Source organism: Pseudomonas sp. 102515 (genome assembly GCF_031085165.1).
GTDB lineage: Bacteria > Pseudomonadota > Gammaproteobacteria > Pseudomonadales > Pseudomonadaceae > Chryseomonas.
The window spans coordinates 1428441-1444681 of the sequence record NZ_JAVHTY010000001.1 but is presented as its reverse complement, the minus strand read 5'-3'; the positions used below and the strand labels follow the sequence as shown (position 1 = coordinate 1444681).

Genomic DNA, 16241 nt, shown 5'->3' with positions numbered 1-16241 from the left:
GAGGCCGTCAGGACGAGGGCCTTACAGACCGTCGAAAAAGGCTCAGGCAAGTCAGCCTCTCAGACCCCACGCTGTTACACTATCCGCTTAGTTGTGGAGATACTGAATGACTACTGCCTACCTGGAAATCGTTGAACTCTCCGATGGTCGCATCGTGTTGCGCCGTGCAGACGACGAGGAAGCTCTGGTTACCCTGGAGTTCTCCAGCGATGCCAAGGATTTCCTGCATGGACAGCAGATAGAGGTAGCCAAGGCCATGTTCAACCTGGGCGTGCAGATGGCCGGGCGCTTGGCCGAAGGCGATAGCCTCCAGCGCGACGATCAACCGCGCGTCCTGCACTGATCTTCTGCTCGATCCGGCATTCCGTCCTGGAATGCCGCCGCTACACCCAGTCGCTCTGCCTGCTTCCTACGCGAATCTGACGTTCAAACTTTGACTGTTGCCCAGGGCCGCGGCACGTGCCAGCTGCTGCTTGCCCGCGTCACTCAGGTCGTGCAGCCAACTGATCACCGTATGACTCTGGCCCTTGCGCAGCACCTCGCAGGCCAGTTGCAAGGTCTTGGCAGCGCTTGGCGTCTGCAGCAGGAGCACGCGCTCCGGATTCAGATGGGTACTGCGCAGCCAGGCATTGCTGAGCAGCGACGGTGGCGTGACCAGGGTCAGCCAGCGGGCATCGTCCTTGTCGCTCAGCTGGCGCAGGATGGGTGCCAGCAATTGCAGGCACTGCTCCTGGCTACCATGCAGGGACATCTCGCTGAAGGTATCCGGCAGCGGCGTGGCCGGCAGTTCCCGGACCGGCTTGCCGGGCTTGGGCAGAAAGGCGGTCAGCTCCTGCAGCAGGAGCTCGGGTGCCAGATCCAGCTCTTGAACGGGCGAGCGCGGCGCATCGAACATCAGGGGAAATTGCATGGCGACCTCCTGGAGGCGACTCGATCAAATCCACTCGAGATCATGTACCACGGATACATGACGTCACTGTGCTCAGCCTGGTCTTGAGCGCTTTCCGGAGCGCGAACAGATACCCCCGATCAAGACTTCGGCGTAAGGCATAAAGGCGTGATAACGGCTGGCCCAGGGGCCAGCCTTAGACGTTAGCGGCGGATGACGCCAACGCTTAACCCTTCGATGGCGAATTCCTGGGTGGAAAGGTCGACTTCGATAGGGGAGAACTCGGGATTCTCTGCCAGCAGGGTGACCTGGTTGCCCGAGCGCTTGAATCTCTTCACGGTGACCTCGTCGCCCACCCGGGCCACGACGATCTGGCCATTGTGCACCTCACGGGTCACATGGACGGCCAAGAGGTCGCCATCGAGGATGCCAACGTCTCTCATGCTCATGCCCTTGACCCTGAGCAGGTAGTCGGCACGTGGCTGGAAGAAGGCCGGATTGATGGCGCAGTTCTCTTCGACGTTCTGTTCGGCCAGGATGGGCGCGCCCGCGGCGACCCGTCCGATGACCGGCAGGCTCTCGTCGGCCTTGCGCGTGGCATCCAGCCCCGGAATGCGGATGCCCCGGGAGGCGCCCGGCGTCATCTCGATGGCGCCCTTGCGCGCCAGGGCCTTGAGGTGTTCCTCGGCTGCGTTGGGCGATTTGAAACCAAGCTCCTGCGCGATCTCCGCGCGGGTAGGCGGAAAGCCATTGGCTTCGAGGCAACGCTTGATGAAGGCCAGGATCTCGGCTTGTCGCGGTGTCAGTTTCAGCATGATGCACGTCGCGTCGTCTAATGATGCTGTGATTATATACAGTAACTCTGGGTGGTAGGCAAGGCCGCCGCCCAAGGCTTCGGACGACAGGCCGGATTCACCGCAATATGCCTCCAGGTCGTGGATCGGCGGGCCGTTAACGCCATCGTGCAGCGCCTCGAGTCCAGGCCGCGATTGACTTAGCTAGCGTTTGAAACATATGTTTCAAACGGAATTCATCTATCGAGGAAGGTCATGGCCCAGTCGGATACCGTAGAGCGCATCCTGGATGCGGCCGAGCAGCTGTTCGCCGAGCGCGGCTTTGCCGAAACCTCGCTGCGACTCATCACCACGAGAGCCGGGGTCAACCTGGCCGCGGTCAATTATCACTTTGGCTCGAAGAAGGCCTTGATCCAGGCGGTGTTCTCGCGCTTTCTCGATCCCTTCTGTTTCAATCTGGAGCGGGACCTCGATCAGTGGCAGCCGAAGAATGGCGAGGAAGTGAGCCTGGAGGCGCTGCTGAATCTGCTAGTGGATCACTCCCTGGCCATCAAGCCGCGGCATGGCAATGACCTCTCGGTGTTCATGCGCCTGCTGGGCCTGGCGTTCAGCCAGAGCCAGGGCCACCTGCGCAAATATCTGGAACAGACCTATGGCCGCGCCTTCCGCCGCTTCCTGCTGCTGGTGAACCGGGCGGTTCCCGAGATTCCGCCACTGGAACTGTTCTGGCGCGCCCACTTCATGCTGGGCGCGGCGGTATTCAGCATGTCCGGCATCAAGGCGCTGCGGGCGATCGGCGAAAACGACTTCGGCGTCGATACCCATACCGATCAGGTACTGCGACTGATGGTGCCCTTCCTCGCCAGCGGGATGCGTGCCCCTACGGCAATGCACGCGCCAGAACTGGCCCAGGCGCAGTATCGGCCACGGCGGCCGGTGGTCACGGAGACGGCCGAGAGCTACTAGGCTGCGAGGCCGACGGTGCCTGGGGTAAGCTTGCGTCCCTTTCACGGCGCCGTGCGCCGGAGCATTCGGACGAGGTACCCATGCAAGGCTCCCTGATGGTCGATATCGCTGGCACCTGGCTCACCGCCGAGGATCGCCAGCTGCTGCGCCAGCCGGAGGTGGGCGGACTGATCCTGTTCACCCGCAACATCGAAACCCCGGGGCAGGTTCGCGAGCTGTGCCGTGCCATTCGCGCGGTGCGGCCGGAATTGCTGCTGGCCGTGGACCAGGAGGGCGGTCGCGTGCAGCGTCTGCGCCGCGACGTGGTGCGGCTGCCGGCCATGGGGCAGTTGGGCGCGCGCGCGGACAGCACGGAACTGGCCCGACTCTGCGGCTGGTTGATGGCGACCGAGATCCTGGCGGTGGGGCTGGACTTCAGCTTCGCCCCGGTGCTGGACGTCGACCATGGGCGCAGCCAGGTCATAGGCGCCCGTTCCTTCGGCAGCGCCGAGCAGGTGATCGAACTGGGTGGCGCCTTCATCGCCGGCATGGGCGACGCCGGTATGGCCGCCACCGGCAAGCACTTCCCCGGCCATGGCTGGGCCGAAGCCGACTCCCACTATGCCATCCCCACCGACGACCGCGATCTGGACACCCTGCTGCGTACCGACCTGCGTCCGTTCCAGGCCCTGTTGCCGACCTTGGGCGCGGTGATGCCCGCTCACGTCATCTATCCCGCGGTGGATCCCCAGCCGGCCGGCTTTTCTCGACGCTGGCTGCAGGACATCCTGCGCGGCGAGCTGGATTACCAGGGCGTGATCTTCAGCGACGACCTGTCGATGGCGGGTGCCCACGTCGCGGGCGATGCCGGCCAGCGCGTCGAGGCGGCGCTCACCGCCGGCTGCGACATGGGGTTGGTGTGCAATGACCGCGCAGCGGCCGAGCTGGCCCTGACCCGGGTGCAGCAGCTGGGCGTCTCGCCCTCGCCACGCCTGGCCAGCATGAAAGCCCGGCGCCACGTGGATCTCGATTATCGGCAGCAGCCGCAGTGGAGCTACACGCTGCAACGGTTGCGCCAGGCTGAACTCATCTAGAGGACTTTCCCATGACCACTTACGCCATCATCGGCGGTACCGGCCTCACCGCGCTCGCGGGTCTGGAGCTGGACCAGGCCCAGACCTTCGCGACCCCCTGGGGCGCGCCCTCGGCGCCCGTGCAGCGCGGCCACTATGCCGGCCGCCCGGTGCTGTTCCTGGCTCGTCACGGCCATCCTCATCGCATTCCGCCGCACCAGGTCAACTACCGCGCCAACCTCTGGGCGCTCAAGCAAGCCGGCGCCGAAGCCATCGTCGCGGTGAATGCCGTGGGTGGCATCCACGCGGCCATGGGCAGTGGTCATCTGTGCGTGCCCCACCAGCTGGTGGACTACACCTGGGGGCGCGGCCATACCTTCTTCGAAGGGGCGGACCTCGAGCATGTCACCCACATCGACTTCAGCTTTCCCTACGACGAGCCCCTGCGCCAGCGGCTGCTGAATGCGCTGCGCAAGCTGCAGCTGCCGCACAGCGACCATGGCGTCTATGCCGCCACCCAGGGGCCGCGATTGGAGACCGCAGGGGAGATCGTTCGGCTGGAGCGCGATGGCTGCGATATCGTCGGCATGACCGGCATGCCGGAAGCGGCCCTGGCGCGCGAACTGGGCCTGCCCTATGCGTGCCTGGCGCTGGTGGTGAATCCGGCGGCCGGCAAGGTGCAGCGGGAAATCACCATGGCCGAGATCGAAGCGGTCCTGGCCAGCGGCATCGACGAGGTTCGTCAGGTGCTGGCCGAGGTGCTGACAGGCTGATAAGAGCCAAGCCGCTCCTGGGGATACCCGGAGAGCGGCTCTTCGATCAGCTGGACGCGGGCGTCAGGCGATCGAACAAGGCTTCCAGCACGTTGAAGCGCTCTTCCGCCCGCTCCATCGGTACCTGGAACTTGAACAGGGTCGCGCCCTCCAGACGGTACTTCTTCGGCTGCGCCTGGATCATCTTCACCAGCACCAGCGGATCCACCTGGGTGTCGGCGGCGAATTCCAGCCGCCCGCCCTGGGGTCCCGCATCCACCTTGACGATGCCTAGACCCTCCGCACGCAGCTTGAGCAGCGTCAGGCGCACCAGATTCTTGGTCGGTTCCGGCAAGAGCCCGAAGCGGTCGATCATCTCCACCTGCAGTTCCTTTAGCGCGTCTTCGTCCGCCGCCGAGGCGATACGCTTGTAGAGGATCAGCCGCGCATGGACATCGGGCAGGTAGTCTTCCGGGATCAGCGCGGGAACGCGCATGTTGATATCCGGACCGCCCCCCAACGGTTGCTCCAGGTTGGGCTGCTCGCCCTTGCGGATGGCCTTGACCGCGCGTTCCAGCATTTCCATGTAGAGGGTGAAGCCGACCGCCTGGATCTGGCCGCTCTGGCCTTCGCCGAGCAGTTCGCCGGCGCCACGGATCTCCAGGTCGTGGGTCGCCAGGATGAAGCCGGCGCCCAGGTCCTGGGCGCCGGCGATGGCTTCCAGGCGTTTTTCGGCATCCGGCGTCATGCCCTTGCGCGGCGGCGTGAGCAGGTAGGCGTAGGCCTGGTGATGACTGCGCCCGACGCGGCCGCGCAGCTGGTGCAGCTGGGCCAGGCCGAACTTGTCCGCGCGCTCGATGATGATGGTGTTGGCATTGGGCACGTCGATGCCGGTCTCGATGATGGTCGAGGCCACCAGCACGTTGAATCTCTTGTGGTAGAAGTCGCTCATCACCTGTTCGAGATCGCGTTCGCGCATCTGCCCGTGGCCGATGCCGACGCGGGCCTCGGGCACCAGCTCGGCCAGTTCGCGGGCGCGCTTCTCGATGGTCTTGACCTCGTTGTGCAGGAAGTACACCTGGCCGCCGCGCAGGAGTTCGCGCAGCAGGGCTTCCTTGATCACCGCGTTCTGCTCTTCCATGACGAAGGTGCGCACCGAAAGCCGGCGGGCCGGGGGCGTGGCGATGATGGACAGGTCGCGCATGCCGGCCACGGCCATGTTCAGGGTGCGCGGAATCGGCGTGGCGGTGAGGGTGAGGATGTCCACCTCGCTGCGTAGCGACTTCAGCTGTTCCTTCTGGCGCACCCCGAAGCGGTGCTCCTCGTCGATGATGGCCAGTCCCAGGTCCTTGAACTTCACATCGCCCTGCAACAGCTTGTGGGTGCCGATGATGATGTCGATCTTGCCATCGGCCAGCTCGCGCGCGGCGGCGGCGACTTCCTGAGCCGACTTGAAGCGGCTCATCACCTCGACGCGCACCGGCCAGTCGGCGAAGCGGTCGCGGAAGCTGTTGTAGTGCTGCTGGGCGAGCAGGGTGGTGGGGACCAGCACCGCCACCTGGCGGCCACCGTGCACGGCGATGAAGGCGGCGCGCATGGCCACCTCGGTCTTGCCGAAGCCCACGTCGCCGCAGACCAGGCGATCCATGGGCGTGCCCGCCAGCATGTCGCGGTGCACCGCCTCGATGGCGGCCTGCTGGTCCGGCGTCTCCTCGAAGGGGAAGCCGGCGGAAAAGGTGGCGTAGTCGACGGCCGGGTCCTTGAAGGCATAGCCCTTGCGCGCGGCGCGGCGGGCATAGATGTCGAGCAGCTCGGCGGCCACGTCGCGCACCTGTTCGGCGGCCTTGCGCTTGGCCTTCTGCCAGGTCTCGGAACCCAGCCTGTGCAGCGGCGCCAGGGCGTCGTCGGTGCCAGAGTAGCGGGCGATCAGGTGCAGGCTGGCCACTGGCACATAGAGCTTGGCGTCGTCGGCGTATTCGAGCAACAGGAATTCCTGGGGCTGGTCGTCCAGCTCCAGGGTGATCAGCCCCATGTAGCGGCCCACGCCATGATCGATGTGCACCACCGGCGCGCCTTCGCGCAGCTCGGTGAGATTCTTGATGACGTTCTCGCCGGCGTCACGGCCCTTCTCACGACGGCGGCGCTGCATGATGCGCTGGCCGAACAGCGGATTCTCCGGGATCAGGGCGACATCGGCGTCATCCAGCACCAGGCCTTCGTCCAGCGGCGCCAGGGCGATGGCGATGCGTTCGGCGCTGGCCTGGAAGGCTGCCCAGCCCTCGACCTGGCCAGGGCGCAGATTCAGGCGGGCCAGCAGCTCCAGCAGCACCTCGCGGCGACCGGCGCTTTCCGCGGTGAACAGCACGCGACCGGGGAAATCGGTGATGAAGTGCTCCAGGGCCGCCAAGGGCTGGCTGGCCTTGGCGTCGATGGCCAGGTCCGGCAGGGCGCGTGCGGCGAAGCGCTCGCGGCCCACGCCGGCTTCCAGGTCGTCCGCGCCGATGACCACCCGCGGCCAGTTCTTCAGGCGGGCGAAGCAGTCTTCCACCGGCAGGAAGACATCGGCCGGCGGCAGCAGCGGCCGCTCCGGATCGACCCGGCGGTCCTCGTAGCGATTACGGACATCGGTCCAGAATTGCTCGGCGGCCTGCTCGATGCCGGGCAGGGAAAACACCTGGGTGTTGGCCGGCAGATAGTCGAAGAGCGTCGAGGTCTCGTCGAAGAACAGCGGCAGGTAGTACTCGATGCCTGCCGGGGTGATGCCGCTGGCCAGGTCCTGATAGATGGGGCAGCGACGGTAGTCCACGTCGAAGCGTTCGCGGAAGCGCGCGCGAAAGCCGGTCACGGCTTCCTTGTGCAGCGGGAATTCCCGCGCTGGTAGCAGGCGGATGCTGTCGACCTTGTCGATGGAGCGCTGCGTCTCCGGGTCGAAGGTGCGCAGCGTCTCGATCTCGTCGTCGAACAGGTCGATCCGGTAGGGCAGGTTGCTGCCCATGGGAAAGAGGTCGATCAGGGCGCCGCGCACGGCGAATTCGCCATGTTCGTACACCGTGTCCACGTATCTGTAGCCGGCCGCTTCCAGGCGCGCGCGGGTGGCTTCCACGTCCAGCCGCTGGCCGACGTCCAGCACCAGGCTGCTGCCGAGCAGGAAACGGGTGGGCGCCAGGCGGTGTAGGGCTGTCGCCAGAGGGACTACCAAAATGCCGTGGGAGAGCTCCGGCAGCCGATAAAGGGTGGCGACGCGCTGGGAGATGATGTCCTGGTGCGGCGAGAAGACATCGTAGGGTAGCGTCTCCCAATCGGGGAAATTCAGCACCGGCAGCTCGGGGGCGAAGAAGCGCAGCTCCTGCTCCAGGCGATCAGCGGTCTGGCTGTCCTGGGTGATCAGCAGGGTGAAGCGGCGAGTCGCGGCCTTGGCGGCTTCAGCGATGGCGAGGGCTAGCGCGGCGCCGGGCAGGTTGCCCCACTGCTGGCGGCCGGCGGTTTCAGGAATTGACGGGGTACGCAAAACTGACACGCGGGCGGAACTCCGGTGGATTTCGGGAGGGTTGGGATTGTAACGACCGGGCTTTCGCGCTGTCAGTGCAGCGACGCGTGTAGATTGCCTGGGAGAGGCAGCGCGGTCATAATGTAGTTCCTTTTTTCAGCTCCTACATAGGGAAGGATTTGTCGTGAGTCAAAAGCCTGAGCAGTGCCTTGAAGAATGGATCGATCGCGAAGCGCTCGCCGAGGCCATGATTCCCCTGATTGGTCAGCTGTACCGCAACAACAATGTTGTGACCTCGATTTACGGTCGCGGTTTGGTCAACCGTTCGGTGATCTCCATTCTCAAGGCCCACCGGTTCGCCCGCCAGATCGACAACGTCGAGCTGTCCGTGCAGGACACCTATCCGCTGGTGAAGGCCCTGAGCGAGCTGGAACTGGGTGCCGCCTCCATCGATTTGGCCCGCCTGAGCCTGAAGTTCAAGGCCGAAGCCGCCGGTCGCGACCTCAAGGACTTCCTGCGCGGCGAACTGTCCGCCGTGGTCGGCAAGCAGGGCGTCGAGCAGCGCAAGGGCAAGGACGTGGTGCTGTACGGCTTCGGTCGTATCGGCCGTCTGCTGGCGCGCATCCTCATCGAGCACCAGGGTAGCGGCGACGGCCTGCGCCTGCGCGCCATCGTCGTGCGCAAGGGTGCCGACAACGACCTGGTCAAGCGTGCCAGCCTGCTGCGTCGCGATTCCGTGCACGGTTCCTTCGACGGCACCATCACCGTCGACGAAGCCAACAGCACCCTGTGTGCCAACGGCACCCTGATCAAGGTGATCTACTCCAACGATCCCACCACCGTCGACTACACCGCCTACGGCATCCAGGATGCCATCGTGGTCGACAACACCGGCAGATGGCGCGATGCCGAAGGCCTGGGCCAGCACCTCAAGTGCAAGGGCGTCTCCCGCGTGGTGCTGACCGCACCCGGCAAGGGCAGCCTGAAGAACATCGTGCATGGCATCAACCATGACACCATCACCGCCGAAGACACCATCGTCACCGCGGCCTCCTGCACCACCAACGCCATCGTGCCGATTTTGAAGGCGGTCAACGACAAGTACGGCATCGTCAACGGTCACGTCGAGACCGTGCACTCGTACACCAACGACCAGAACCTGATCGACAACTTCCACAAGGGCGATCGCCGTGGCCGCAGCGCCGCGCTGAACATGGTGATCACCGAGACCGGCGCCGCCAAGGCCGTGGCCAAGGCACTGCCGGAACTGGCTGGCAAGTTGACCGGCAACGCCATCCGCGTGCCGACGCCCAACGTTTCCATGGCGATCCTCAACCTGAACCTGGAAAACGGCACCAGCAAGGACGAGATCAACGAGTACCTGCGTGAAATGGCGCTGCACTCGCCGCTGCACAAGCAGATCGATTTCGTGAACTCGCCGGAAGTGGTGTCCAGCGACTTCGTCGGCTCCCGTCATGCGGGCGTGGTCGATGCCGGTGCCACCATCGTCAGCGACAACCGTGTCGTCCTCTATGTCTGGTACGACAACGAGTTCGGCTACAGCTGCCAGGTCGTGCGGGTGCTGGAAGAGATGGCGGGGGTCAATCCGCCGGCCTTCCCGGCCTGAGTCTTGCGCCCTAGGCAAGACTGACTTGCAAGAAAAAGACGGGAGCCCAGGTGGCTCCCGTTTTCGTTTTGACCGGGTTTTGCGCCACAATAGCGGCCCGTGACAAGAGGTCGCAGCCCCCTGGGGCGATCTCGCGTCGGATCTGGCCTCTCATGAGGCGGTCCGGCTCCAGCCGTCGCCTGCGGACGGCTAACCTTCTGAGGAGAAAGCATGGCGGTCTATAGCTACGACGTGGTGGTACTGGGTTCGGGACCGGCCGGCGAGGGCGCGGCGATGAACGCCGCCAAGAATGGCCGCCGCGTGGCGGTGGTGGACAATCGCCAGGTGGTCGGCGGCAACTGCACCCACCTGGGCACCATTCCCTCCAAGGCGCTGCGCCATTCGGTCAAGCAGATCATCCAGTTCAACACCAACGAGATGTTCCGCTCCATCGGCGAGCCACGCTGGTTCTCCTTTCCCGACGTGCTGCGCAGCGCCGAGCGGGTGATCGCGCGCCAGGTGTCCTCCCGTACCGGCTACTACGCCCGCAACCGGGTCGACTTGTTCTTCGGTACCGCCAGCTTCGCCGACGAGAACACCATCGAGATCGTCAACCTGCGCGGCGATCTGGAGCGCCTGGTGGCCAAGCAGGTGGTCATCGCCACCGGCTCGCGCCCCTACCGCCCGGTGGACGTGGACTTCAGCCATCCGCGCATCTACGACAGCGATACCATCCTGTCTCTGACCCATACCCCGCGTCGGCTGATCATCTACGGCGCCGGGGTGATCGGCAGCGAATACGCGTCCATCTTCAGCGGCCTCGGCGTGCTGGTGGACCTGATCGACAACCGCGATCAACTGCTCAGCTTCCTCGACGACGAGATCTCCGACGCCCTGAGCTATCACCTGCAGAACAACAACGTGCTCATTCGCCACAACGAGGAATACGAGCGCATCGAGGGCCAGGAAAACGGGGTGATCCTGCACCTGAAGTCCGGCAAGAAGTTGCGCGCCGATGCCTTGCTGTGGTGCAACGGTCGGACCGGCAACACCGATCAGCTCGGCCTGCAGAACGTGGGCATCTCGGTGAACAGCCGTGGCCAGGTCACCGTCGACGAGAACTACCGGACCTCGGTCGCCAACATCTATGCGGCCGGCGATGTCATCGGCTGGCCGAGCCTGGCCAGTGCCGCCTATGACCAGGGTCGTTCGGCATCCGACAACCTCCTGCACGACAACAAGGGGCGGGTGGTCAACGACATCCCCACCGGCATCTACACCATTCCCGAGATCAGTTCGCTGGGCAAGACCGAGCGCGAGCTGACCCAGGAAAAGGTGCCCTACGAGGTCGGCAAGGCGTTCTTCAAGAGCATGGCGCGGGCGCAGATCTCCGGCGAGCCGGTGGGCATGCTGAAGATCCTCTTCCACCGCGAGACCCTGCAGGTGCTGGGCGTGCACTGCTTCGGCGACCAGGCGTCGGAGATCCTGCACATCGGCCAGGCGATCATGAACCAGGAAGGTCCAGCGAACAGCATCCGCTATTTCGTCAACACCACCTTCAACTACCCGACCATGGCCGAGGCCTACCGGGTAGCGGCCTTCGATGGCTTGAATCGGTTGTTCTGAGTCGGGAGTCTCGCTACGCTCGACCGTAGGTTGGGTTGAGCGCAGCGAAGCCCAACGAGGTCCAGGTTCAACGCGGGCTGTTGGGCTTCGACGATGGAGCCGTCTCAACCCAACCTACGCCTAGGGTTTCACAGGTTGGGTTGAGCACAGCGAAGCCCAGCACGGCATGGGCTTCGACCTGCGCCAGCGCCTACCCCAACGTTCGTCGCGCCAGACTCGGGAAGTCGGTGATCAGGCTGTCCGCGCCGAAGTCGGCCAGGCGACGCATCAGGCTGGCGTCGTTCACCGTCCACACCGAGACATGCAAGCCCTGGCGCTGGGCCTTGAGCAGTCGCTCCGGGGTGCACAGGGTCCAATTCAGCGCCAGCAGGTGGCAGTCGTAATGAGCGGCCACCTTGAGCGGATCCAGCCAGGCGTATTCCGCCACCAGTCCACGCGCCAGGTGCGGCGTATCGCGCTGCAGGGCGCGCAGGACCTCGCGTGAGGCGCTGGTCACGGTGATCCTGTCCTGCAGGCCGAATTCCTCGACCAACTGGGCGATGGCCCTGACGGTCTGGGCCGCCCGCACCCGCGAGGCGCTCTTCACCTCCAGCTGCCAGTGTTCGAAGGCGCACTTCTCGAACAGCCCGCGCAGGGTCGGAATGGGGCAGGGACGTGGCCAGGCCGGGCCCCCCTGGCGGGCATCCAGGGCGACCAGATCGGCGACGGCCTTTTCGCTGACCTTGCCGCCACGCCCGGTGGTGCGTTTCAGGGTCGGGTCATGGATCGCCACCAGTTCGCCGTCACGGGAAAGGTGCAGGTCCAGCTCGCAGCGCCTGACGCCCAGCTCCAGGCACAGCTCGAAACCGACCAGGGTGTTTTCCGGGGCTTCGCCGCGGGCACCGCGATGTCCGTAAATGAGGGTCATGAGGGCTCCTAGGGTGACGAGACCGGGCGTCGCGGTTCACGGACCGCGTCCAGCACCCGATCGTTTTCGAAATAGACGCTGAAATCTCTATGGTCCCAGCGGCGGATGGCCGGCCGACCGACTGGTGGATGCTCCCGATCGGGCAGGCCGAAGCGCTCCAGGACCTGGCTGCGACTGTCGCCAGGCAGGGGCTGCGGCGTGCCGGCATCGCCCTGCTGGCCCAGCGGGATCCGCAGGGTCTCGGTCCGGCCGGGGAGGGCGACGCCGAGCAGCAGGGGGCCCAGCCAGGGGCGTTTCACGCCTCGTCTCCGCGGTCGGCGCGCCGTACCCGCGCCTGCTGGCGCAGGACATGGCGCGCCAGCAGCTGGCGCTGGGCGTCTTCCAGGTCGACGAAGCTGGTGCCGATCTCGTAACCGCCGGCGACGGCCTGGCAACCGGTCACCTCCGCCAGCACCTGCAGGCCCAGGCCCTGGGGCGGCAGCGCCATGCGCAGGTCGAGCCGGGTGCCCAGGGCAAAGGGCTCGGCATCGACGAAGGCCAGGCCGCCTTCGGACAGCACCACGTCGCGGGTGGCGCCGCTGTCGTGCAAGAGATTCCAGGTGAAGGCCTGGCCGAGCAGGTCGAGCCGTTTGTTCACCAGGCGCAGGCAGGCGGTGACGGCGCGGTCGCGCTCGTCCAGATTGCGCAGCAGGTGGCGTGATTCGAATTCCAGCTGATGCAGTTCGCTCAGGAGTGCGAACAAGGGCGCGGTCTCGCCGGGGACCCCGTCGGCAGGGCTGATTTGCAGTGCGATGCGGTCGGTGATGCGATAGTATTCCCGCCGTTCACGCGCGTCTGGGGTGGTCATGTCGGGCCGCTCCGTGGGTGATGGCCCCGAGTGTAGCCGGCGAGCCGGCACGGTGTCGCCGTCCAACCCGCAGGGCGCCTACGTCTTTCCGCCGTGCAAGCGAGCCTATGTTCAGACCCCTGCCGATCTACCTTGGCCTGCGTTACGTCCGCGCCAAGCGCCGCAACCATTTCGTCTCCTTCATCTCGCTCACCTCCATGATCGGCCTGGCCCTCGGCGTGGTCGTCATGATCGTGGTGCTGTCGGTCATGAACGGCTTCGATCGCGAGATGCGCGATCGTGTCCTCGGCATGATTCCCCATGCGACGGTGGAGTCCTACCAGCCGGTGCCCGACTGGCGCAGCGTGCGCGAGTTGGCGCTGCAGAACGGCCAGGTGGCCGCGGTGGCGCCCTTCACCCAGTTGCAGGGCATGCTGGCCCACGACAAGGCGGTGCAGACGGTGTTGCTCAACGCCATCGATCCGGCCGAGGAGCCCAAGGTCTCGATCATCCCCAGCTTCATGCGCGAGGGCCGGCTCGACGACCTCAAGCCGGGGGAATTCGGCATCATCATCGGCTCCCTGGCCGCCGAGAAACTGGGCGTGAAGGTTGGCGACAAGCTCACCTACATCGCCCCGGAAGTGGCCGTGACCCCCGCCGGCATGTTTCCGCGCATGAAGAGATTCACCGTGGTGGGCATCTTCAGCGTCGGCGCCGGCGAGCTGGACGGCTCGGTGGGCCTGATCGACATCGAGGACGCCGCGCGGCTGCAGCGCTGGCCGGCGAACGCGGTGCAGGGCGTGCGCCTCAAGCTGCACGACCTGTTCCAGGCGCCCGACGTGTCCTGGAACATCGCTCGCCAGCTGCCGGGCAACGACTGGTACGCCCGCGACTGGACCCGCACCCACGGCAATCTCTACCAGGCCATCGGCATGGAAAAGACCATGATCGGCCTGCTGCTGCTGCTGATCGTCGCCGTGGCCGCCTTCAACATCGTCTCCACCCTGGTGATGGTGGTGACCGACAAGAAATCCGACATCGCCATCCTGCGCACCCTGGGCGCCACGCCCCGACAGATCATGGCGGTGTTCATGGTCCAGGGGACCTTCATCGGCGTCATCGGCACCGCCATCGGCTGCCTGCTGGGCGTGCTCGCCGCGCTCAACGTCAGTGCCGCGCTGGCCTGGGTGCAACGGGTCACCGGACACCAGTTCCTCAACGCCGAGGTGTATTTCATCGACTACCTGCCGGCGCAGCTGCAGCTGCACGACGTCCTGCTGGTCTGCGGCGCGTCCTTCGCCCTGAGCTTCCTGGCCACGCTCTATCCCTCCTGGAGCGCCGCCCGTACCCAACCCGCCGAGGCCCTGCGTTATGAATGATCGAGCCGTTTTGCGTTGCCAGGACCTGGGCAAGCGCTACGAGGAAGGCCCCCAGACCGTCGAGGTGCTGAGCAACGTCCAGCTGACCCTGCAACCGGGCGAGCGGGTGTCCATCGTCGGCAGTTCGGGGTCGGGCAAGACCACCCTGCTGAACCTGCTCGGCGGCCTGGATACCCCCAGCAGCGGCAGTGTCTGGCTCGACGGCGAAGAGCTGTCGGCGCTGAACGAGAAGGCCCGCGGCCTGCTGCGCAATCGCGCCATGGGCTTCGTCTACCAGTTCCACCACCTGCTGCCCGAATTCAGCGCCCTGGAAAACGTCTGCATGCCGCTGCTGATCGGCAAGGCCTCCATCGGCGAAGCCCGCGAGCGCGCCGCCAAGCTGCTGGAGCGGGTCGGTCTCGGTCACCGTCTGGGCCACAAGCCGGCCGAGCTGTCCGGTGGCGAGCGCCAGCGCGTGGCCATCGCCCGGGCGCTGGTCAACCAGCCCAAGCTGGTGCTGCTCGACGAACCCACCGGCAACCTCGACCAGCACACCGCCCACGGCATCCAGGACCTGATGCTGGAGCTGTCCACCTCGCTGCGCACCGCCTTCCTGGTGGTGACCCACGACCAGGTGCTGGCTGGCCAGATGGACCGGATGCTGCGCCTGGACGAAGGCCATCTGGTCGACGCCACGCCGGCCCGGCAGGTCTGAGGTCGCCATGTTCAGACCGCTTTCGCTGTTCATCGGCCTGAGATACACCCGCGCCAAGCGGCGCAAGTCGTTCATCTCCTTCTTCTCGCTGGTCTCCATGTTCGGCCTGGCACTGGGGGTGCTGGCCATGATCCTGGTGCTGTCGGTGATGAACGGCTTCCAGGAAGAAATGCGCGGCCGCATCCTCGGCATGGTGCCCCATGCCTTCATCAGCGCGGCCCAGCCGCTGGACGACTGGCGCCCGCTGGCAGCCAAGGCCGAGCAGCAGCCCCATGTGCTGGCGGCGGTGCCCTATACCCAGTTGCAGGGCATGCTCTCGGTACGGGGTCGCATGCAGCCGCTGCTGGTGGACGGCATAGATCCAGCCCAGGAAAAGCGCGTGTCCATCGTCGGCGAGCGCATGACCCAGGGCAGTCTCGACGCCCTCAAGCCCGGCGAATTCGGCATCGTGCTGGGCGAGATCGCCGCGCGGCGTTTCCAGCTGGAGCTGGGCAGCCAGGTCACGGTGATCATCCCCGAGGTCGGCGCCACCGGCAGCATCACCCCGCGGCTGCGGCGCTTCACCGTGGTCGGTACCTTCAAGGTCGGCGCCGAGCTGGACGCCTCTCTGGCGCTGATCAACGTCGCCGATGCCGCGCCGCTCAAGGGCTGGCAGCCAGGGCAGGTGGAGAGCATCCGCCTGGCGCTGGACGATCTGTTCCAGGCGCCGCGCATCTCCCGTGAGGTGGCCAAGGCCCTCGGCGACGGCTACCAGGCGCGCGACTGGACGATCTCCCAGGGCAGCCTGTTCCAGGCCATGCAGATGGAAAAGACCATGATCGGCCTGCTGCTCTTGCTGATCGTGGCGGTGGCCGCCTTCAACATCATCGCCACCCTGATCATGGTCGTGGCCGACAAGAAGGCCGACATCGCCATCCTGCGTACCCTGGGCGCCACGCCCGGGCAGATCATGGCGGTATTCATGGTGCAGGGCACGGTGATCGGCCTGGTCGGTACCCTGATCGGCGGCGTGCTGGGCGTCATCGCGGCGCTCAACGTCAGCAGCTGGATCGCCGCGCTGGAGCGCCTGGTCGGCCACAAGCTGTTTGGTGGTGACATGTACTTCATCAGCAACCTGCCGTCGCGGCTGGAGCTGGAGGACGTGGTGCTCATCGCCGTGGCCGCCCTGAGCATGAGTTTCCTGGCGACCCTCTATCCTGCCTGGCGCGCTTCCCGTACCTCGCCCGCCGAAGCCTTGCGCTACGACTGATCGCCTTGCCAGGC

General features: G+C 65.7%; 15 protein-coding genes. 9 read left to right on the top strand and 6 right to left on the bottom strand.

Translation table 11 applies throughout. From position 1 onward, the window contains the following. Positions 1–106: 106 nt before the first annotated feature. Positions 107–343, top strand: coding sequence for a hypothetical protein (locus RCF34_RS06660; RefSeq protein ID WP_007162387.1), 237 nt, complete (start codon positions 107–109; stop codon positions 341–343). A 66-nt stretch (positions 344–409) separates the two neighbouring features. Here RCF34_RS06660 and sulA read toward each other — a convergent pair whose 3' ends face one another. Continuing rightward, complete coding sequence (gene sulA, locus RCF34_RS06655) at positions 410–910, bottom strand: SOS-induced cell division inhibitor SulA (RefSeq protein WP_308707433.1); 501 nt, start codon at positions 908–910, stop codon at positions 410–412. 182 nt (positions 911–1092) lie between these two features. Continuing rightward, on the bottom strand, positions 1093–1704 hold the full coding sequence (gene lexA, locus RCF34_RS06650; RefSeq protein WP_308707432.1) for a transcriptional repressor LexA: 612 nt from the start codon (positions 1702–1704) through the stop codon (positions 1093–1095). A gap of 234 nt (positions 1705–1938) precedes the next feature. Between lexA and RCF34_RS06645 the strand changes: the two genes are divergently transcribed. The 3 genes from RCF34_RS06645 to RCF34_RS06635 all read left to right on the top strand — a co-directional run bounded on the left by RCF34_RS06645 (position 1939) and on the right by RCF34_RS06635 (position 4474). Further along, on the top strand, positions 1939–2649 hold the full coding sequence (locus RCF34_RS06645; protein ID WP_308707431.1) for a TetR/AcrR family transcriptional regulator: 711 nt from the start codon (positions 1939–1941) through the stop codon (positions 2647–2649). 80 nt (positions 2650–2729) lie between these two features. Beyond that, positions 2730–3722, top strand: coding sequence for a beta-N-acetylhexosaminidase (gene nagZ, locus RCF34_RS06640; protein ID WP_308707430.1), 993 nt, complete (start codon positions 2730–2732; stop codon positions 3720–3722). An 11-nt stretch (positions 3723–3733) separates the two neighbouring features. Beyond that, positions 3734–4474: an S-methyl-5'-thioinosine phosphorylase gene (locus RCF34_RS06635; protein ID WP_308707429.1), complete on the top strand. Its 741-nt coding sequence runs from the start codon at positions 3734–3736 to the stop codon at positions 4472–4474. A gap of 46 nt (positions 4475–4520) precedes the next feature. Here RCF34_RS06635 and mfd read toward each other — a convergent pair whose 3' ends face one another. Beyond that, complete coding sequence (gene mfd / locus RCF34_RS06630; protein WP_308707428.1) at positions 4521–7970, bottom strand: transcription-repair coupling factor; 3450 nt, start codon at positions 7968–7970, stop codon at positions 4521–4523. 154 nt (positions 7971–8124) lie between these two features. Between mfd and RCF34_RS06625 the strand changes: the two genes are divergently transcribed. Together RCF34_RS06625 and sthA are read left to right on the top strand one after the other, a co-directional pair. Then, positions 8125–9567: a glyceraldehyde-3-phosphate dehydrogenase gene (locus tag RCF34_RS06625; RefSeq protein WP_308707427.1), complete on the top strand. Its 1443-nt coding sequence runs from the start codon at positions 8125–8127 to the stop codon at positions 9565–9567. 210 nt (positions 9568–9777) lie between these two features. Next, a complete protein-coding gene (sthA, locus tag RCF34_RS06620; protein ID WP_308707426.1) occupies positions 9778–11172 on the top strand; it encodes a Si-specific NAD(P)(+) transhydrogenase in 1395 nt (464 codons plus the stop codon). Positions 11173–11362: 190 nt separating this feature from the next. Here sthA and RCF34_RS06615 read toward each other — a convergent pair whose 3' ends face one another. The 3 genes from RCF34_RS06615 to RCF34_RS06605 are packed head-to-tail and all read right to left on the bottom strand — an operon-like array spanning position 11363 to position 12926. Beyond that, positions 11363–12079: a glycerophosphodiester phosphodiesterase family protein gene (locus RCF34_RS06615; RefSeq protein WP_308707425.1), complete on the bottom strand. Its 717-nt coding sequence runs from the start codon at positions 12077–12079 to the stop codon at positions 11363–11365. Between the two features lie 8 nt (positions 12080–12087). Further along, positions 12088–12378 carry a phosphodiesterase gene (locus tag RCF34_RS06610; RefSeq protein ID WP_308707424.1) on the bottom strand — a complete coding sequence of 97 codons (291 nt, stop codon included), beginning with the start codon at positions 12376–12378 and terminating at the stop codon, positions 12088–12090. Then, positions 12375–12926 carry a PilZ domain-containing protein gene (locus tag RCF34_RS06605; RefSeq protein WP_308707423.1) on the bottom strand — a complete coding sequence of 184 codons (552 nt, stop codon included), beginning with the start codon at positions 12924–12926 and terminating at the stop codon, positions 12375–12377. The genes RCF34_RS06610 and RCF34_RS06605 overlap by 4 nt, the downstream gene beginning before the upstream one ends. Before the next feature lie 107 nt (positions 12927–13033). On the opposite strand from RCF34_RS06605, the gene RCF34_RS06600 reads away from it, so the two are divergent. From RCF34_RS06600 to RCF34_RS06590, 3 genes are read left to right on the top strand one after another with little or no spacing between them, the layout of a single operon-like run. Further along, positions 13034–14284: a lipoprotein-releasing ABC transporter permease subunit gene (locus tag RCF34_RS06600; protein ID WP_308707422.1), complete on the top strand. Its 1251-nt coding sequence runs from the start codon at positions 13034–13036 to the stop codon at positions 14282–14284. Next, positions 14277–14978 carry a lipoprotein-releasing ABC transporter ATP-binding protein LolD gene (lolD, locus tag RCF34_RS06595; protein ID WP_026083696.1) on the top strand — a complete coding sequence of 234 codons (702 nt, stop codon included), beginning with the start codon at positions 14277–14279 and terminating at the stop codon, positions 14976–14978. The genes RCF34_RS06600 and lolD overlap by 8 nt, the downstream gene beginning before the upstream one ends. A 7-nt stretch (positions 14979–14985) precedes the next feature. Beyond that, entirely contained in the window at positions 14986–16227 is a 1242-nt protein-coding gene (locus tag RCF34_RS06590; protein WP_183628635.1) for a lipoprotein-releasing ABC transporter permease subunit, read from the top strand. The last annotated feature ends 14 nt before the right edge of the window (positions 16228–16241 follow it).

Coding starts and splice junctions, on each gene's coding strand:
- RCF34_RS06660 (WP_007162387.1), top strand. CDS start 107: ATGACTACTGCCTACCTGGAAATCGTTGAACTCTCCGATGGTCGCATC.
- sulA (WP_308707433.1), bottom strand. CDS start 910: ATGCAATTTCCCCTGATGTTCGATGCGCCGCGCTCGCCCGTTCAAGAG.
- lexA (WP_308707432.1), bottom strand. CDS start 1,704: ATGCTGAAACTGACACCGCGACAAGCCGAGATCCTGGCCTTCATCAAG.
- RCF34_RS06645 (WP_308707431.1), top strand. CDS start 1,939: ATGGCCCAGTCGGATACCGTAGAGCGCATCCTGGATGCGGCCGAGCAG.
- nagZ (WP_308707430.1), top strand. CDS start 2,730: ATGCAAGGCTCCCTGATGGTCGATATCGCTGGCACCTGGCTCACCGCC.
- RCF34_RS06635 (WP_308707429.1), top strand. CDS start 3,734: ATGACCACTTACGCCATCATCGGCGGTACCGGCCTCACCGCGCTCGCG.
- sthA (WP_308707426.1), top strand. CDS start 9,778: ATGGCGGTCTATAGCTACGACGTGGTGGTACTGGGTTCGGGACCGGCC.
- RCF34_RS06615 (WP_308707425.1), bottom strand. CDS start 12,079: ATGACCCTCATTTACGGACATCGCGGTGCCCGCGGCGAAGCCCCGGAA.
- RCF34_RS06605 (WP_308707423.1), bottom strand. CDS start 12,926: ATGACCACCCCAGACGCGCGTGAACGGCGGGAATACTATCGCATCACC.
- RCF34_RS06600 (WP_308707422.1), top strand. CDS start 13,034: ATGTTCAGACCCCTGCCGATCTACCTTGGCCTGCGTTACGTCCGCGCC.
- lolD (WP_026083696.1), top strand. CDS start 14,277: ATGAATGATCGAGCCGTTTTGCGTTGCCAGGACCTGGGCAAGCGCTAC.
- RCF34_RS06590 (WP_183628635.1), top strand. CDS start 14,986: ATGTTCAGACCGCTTTCGCTGTTCATCGGCCTGAGATACACCCGCGCC.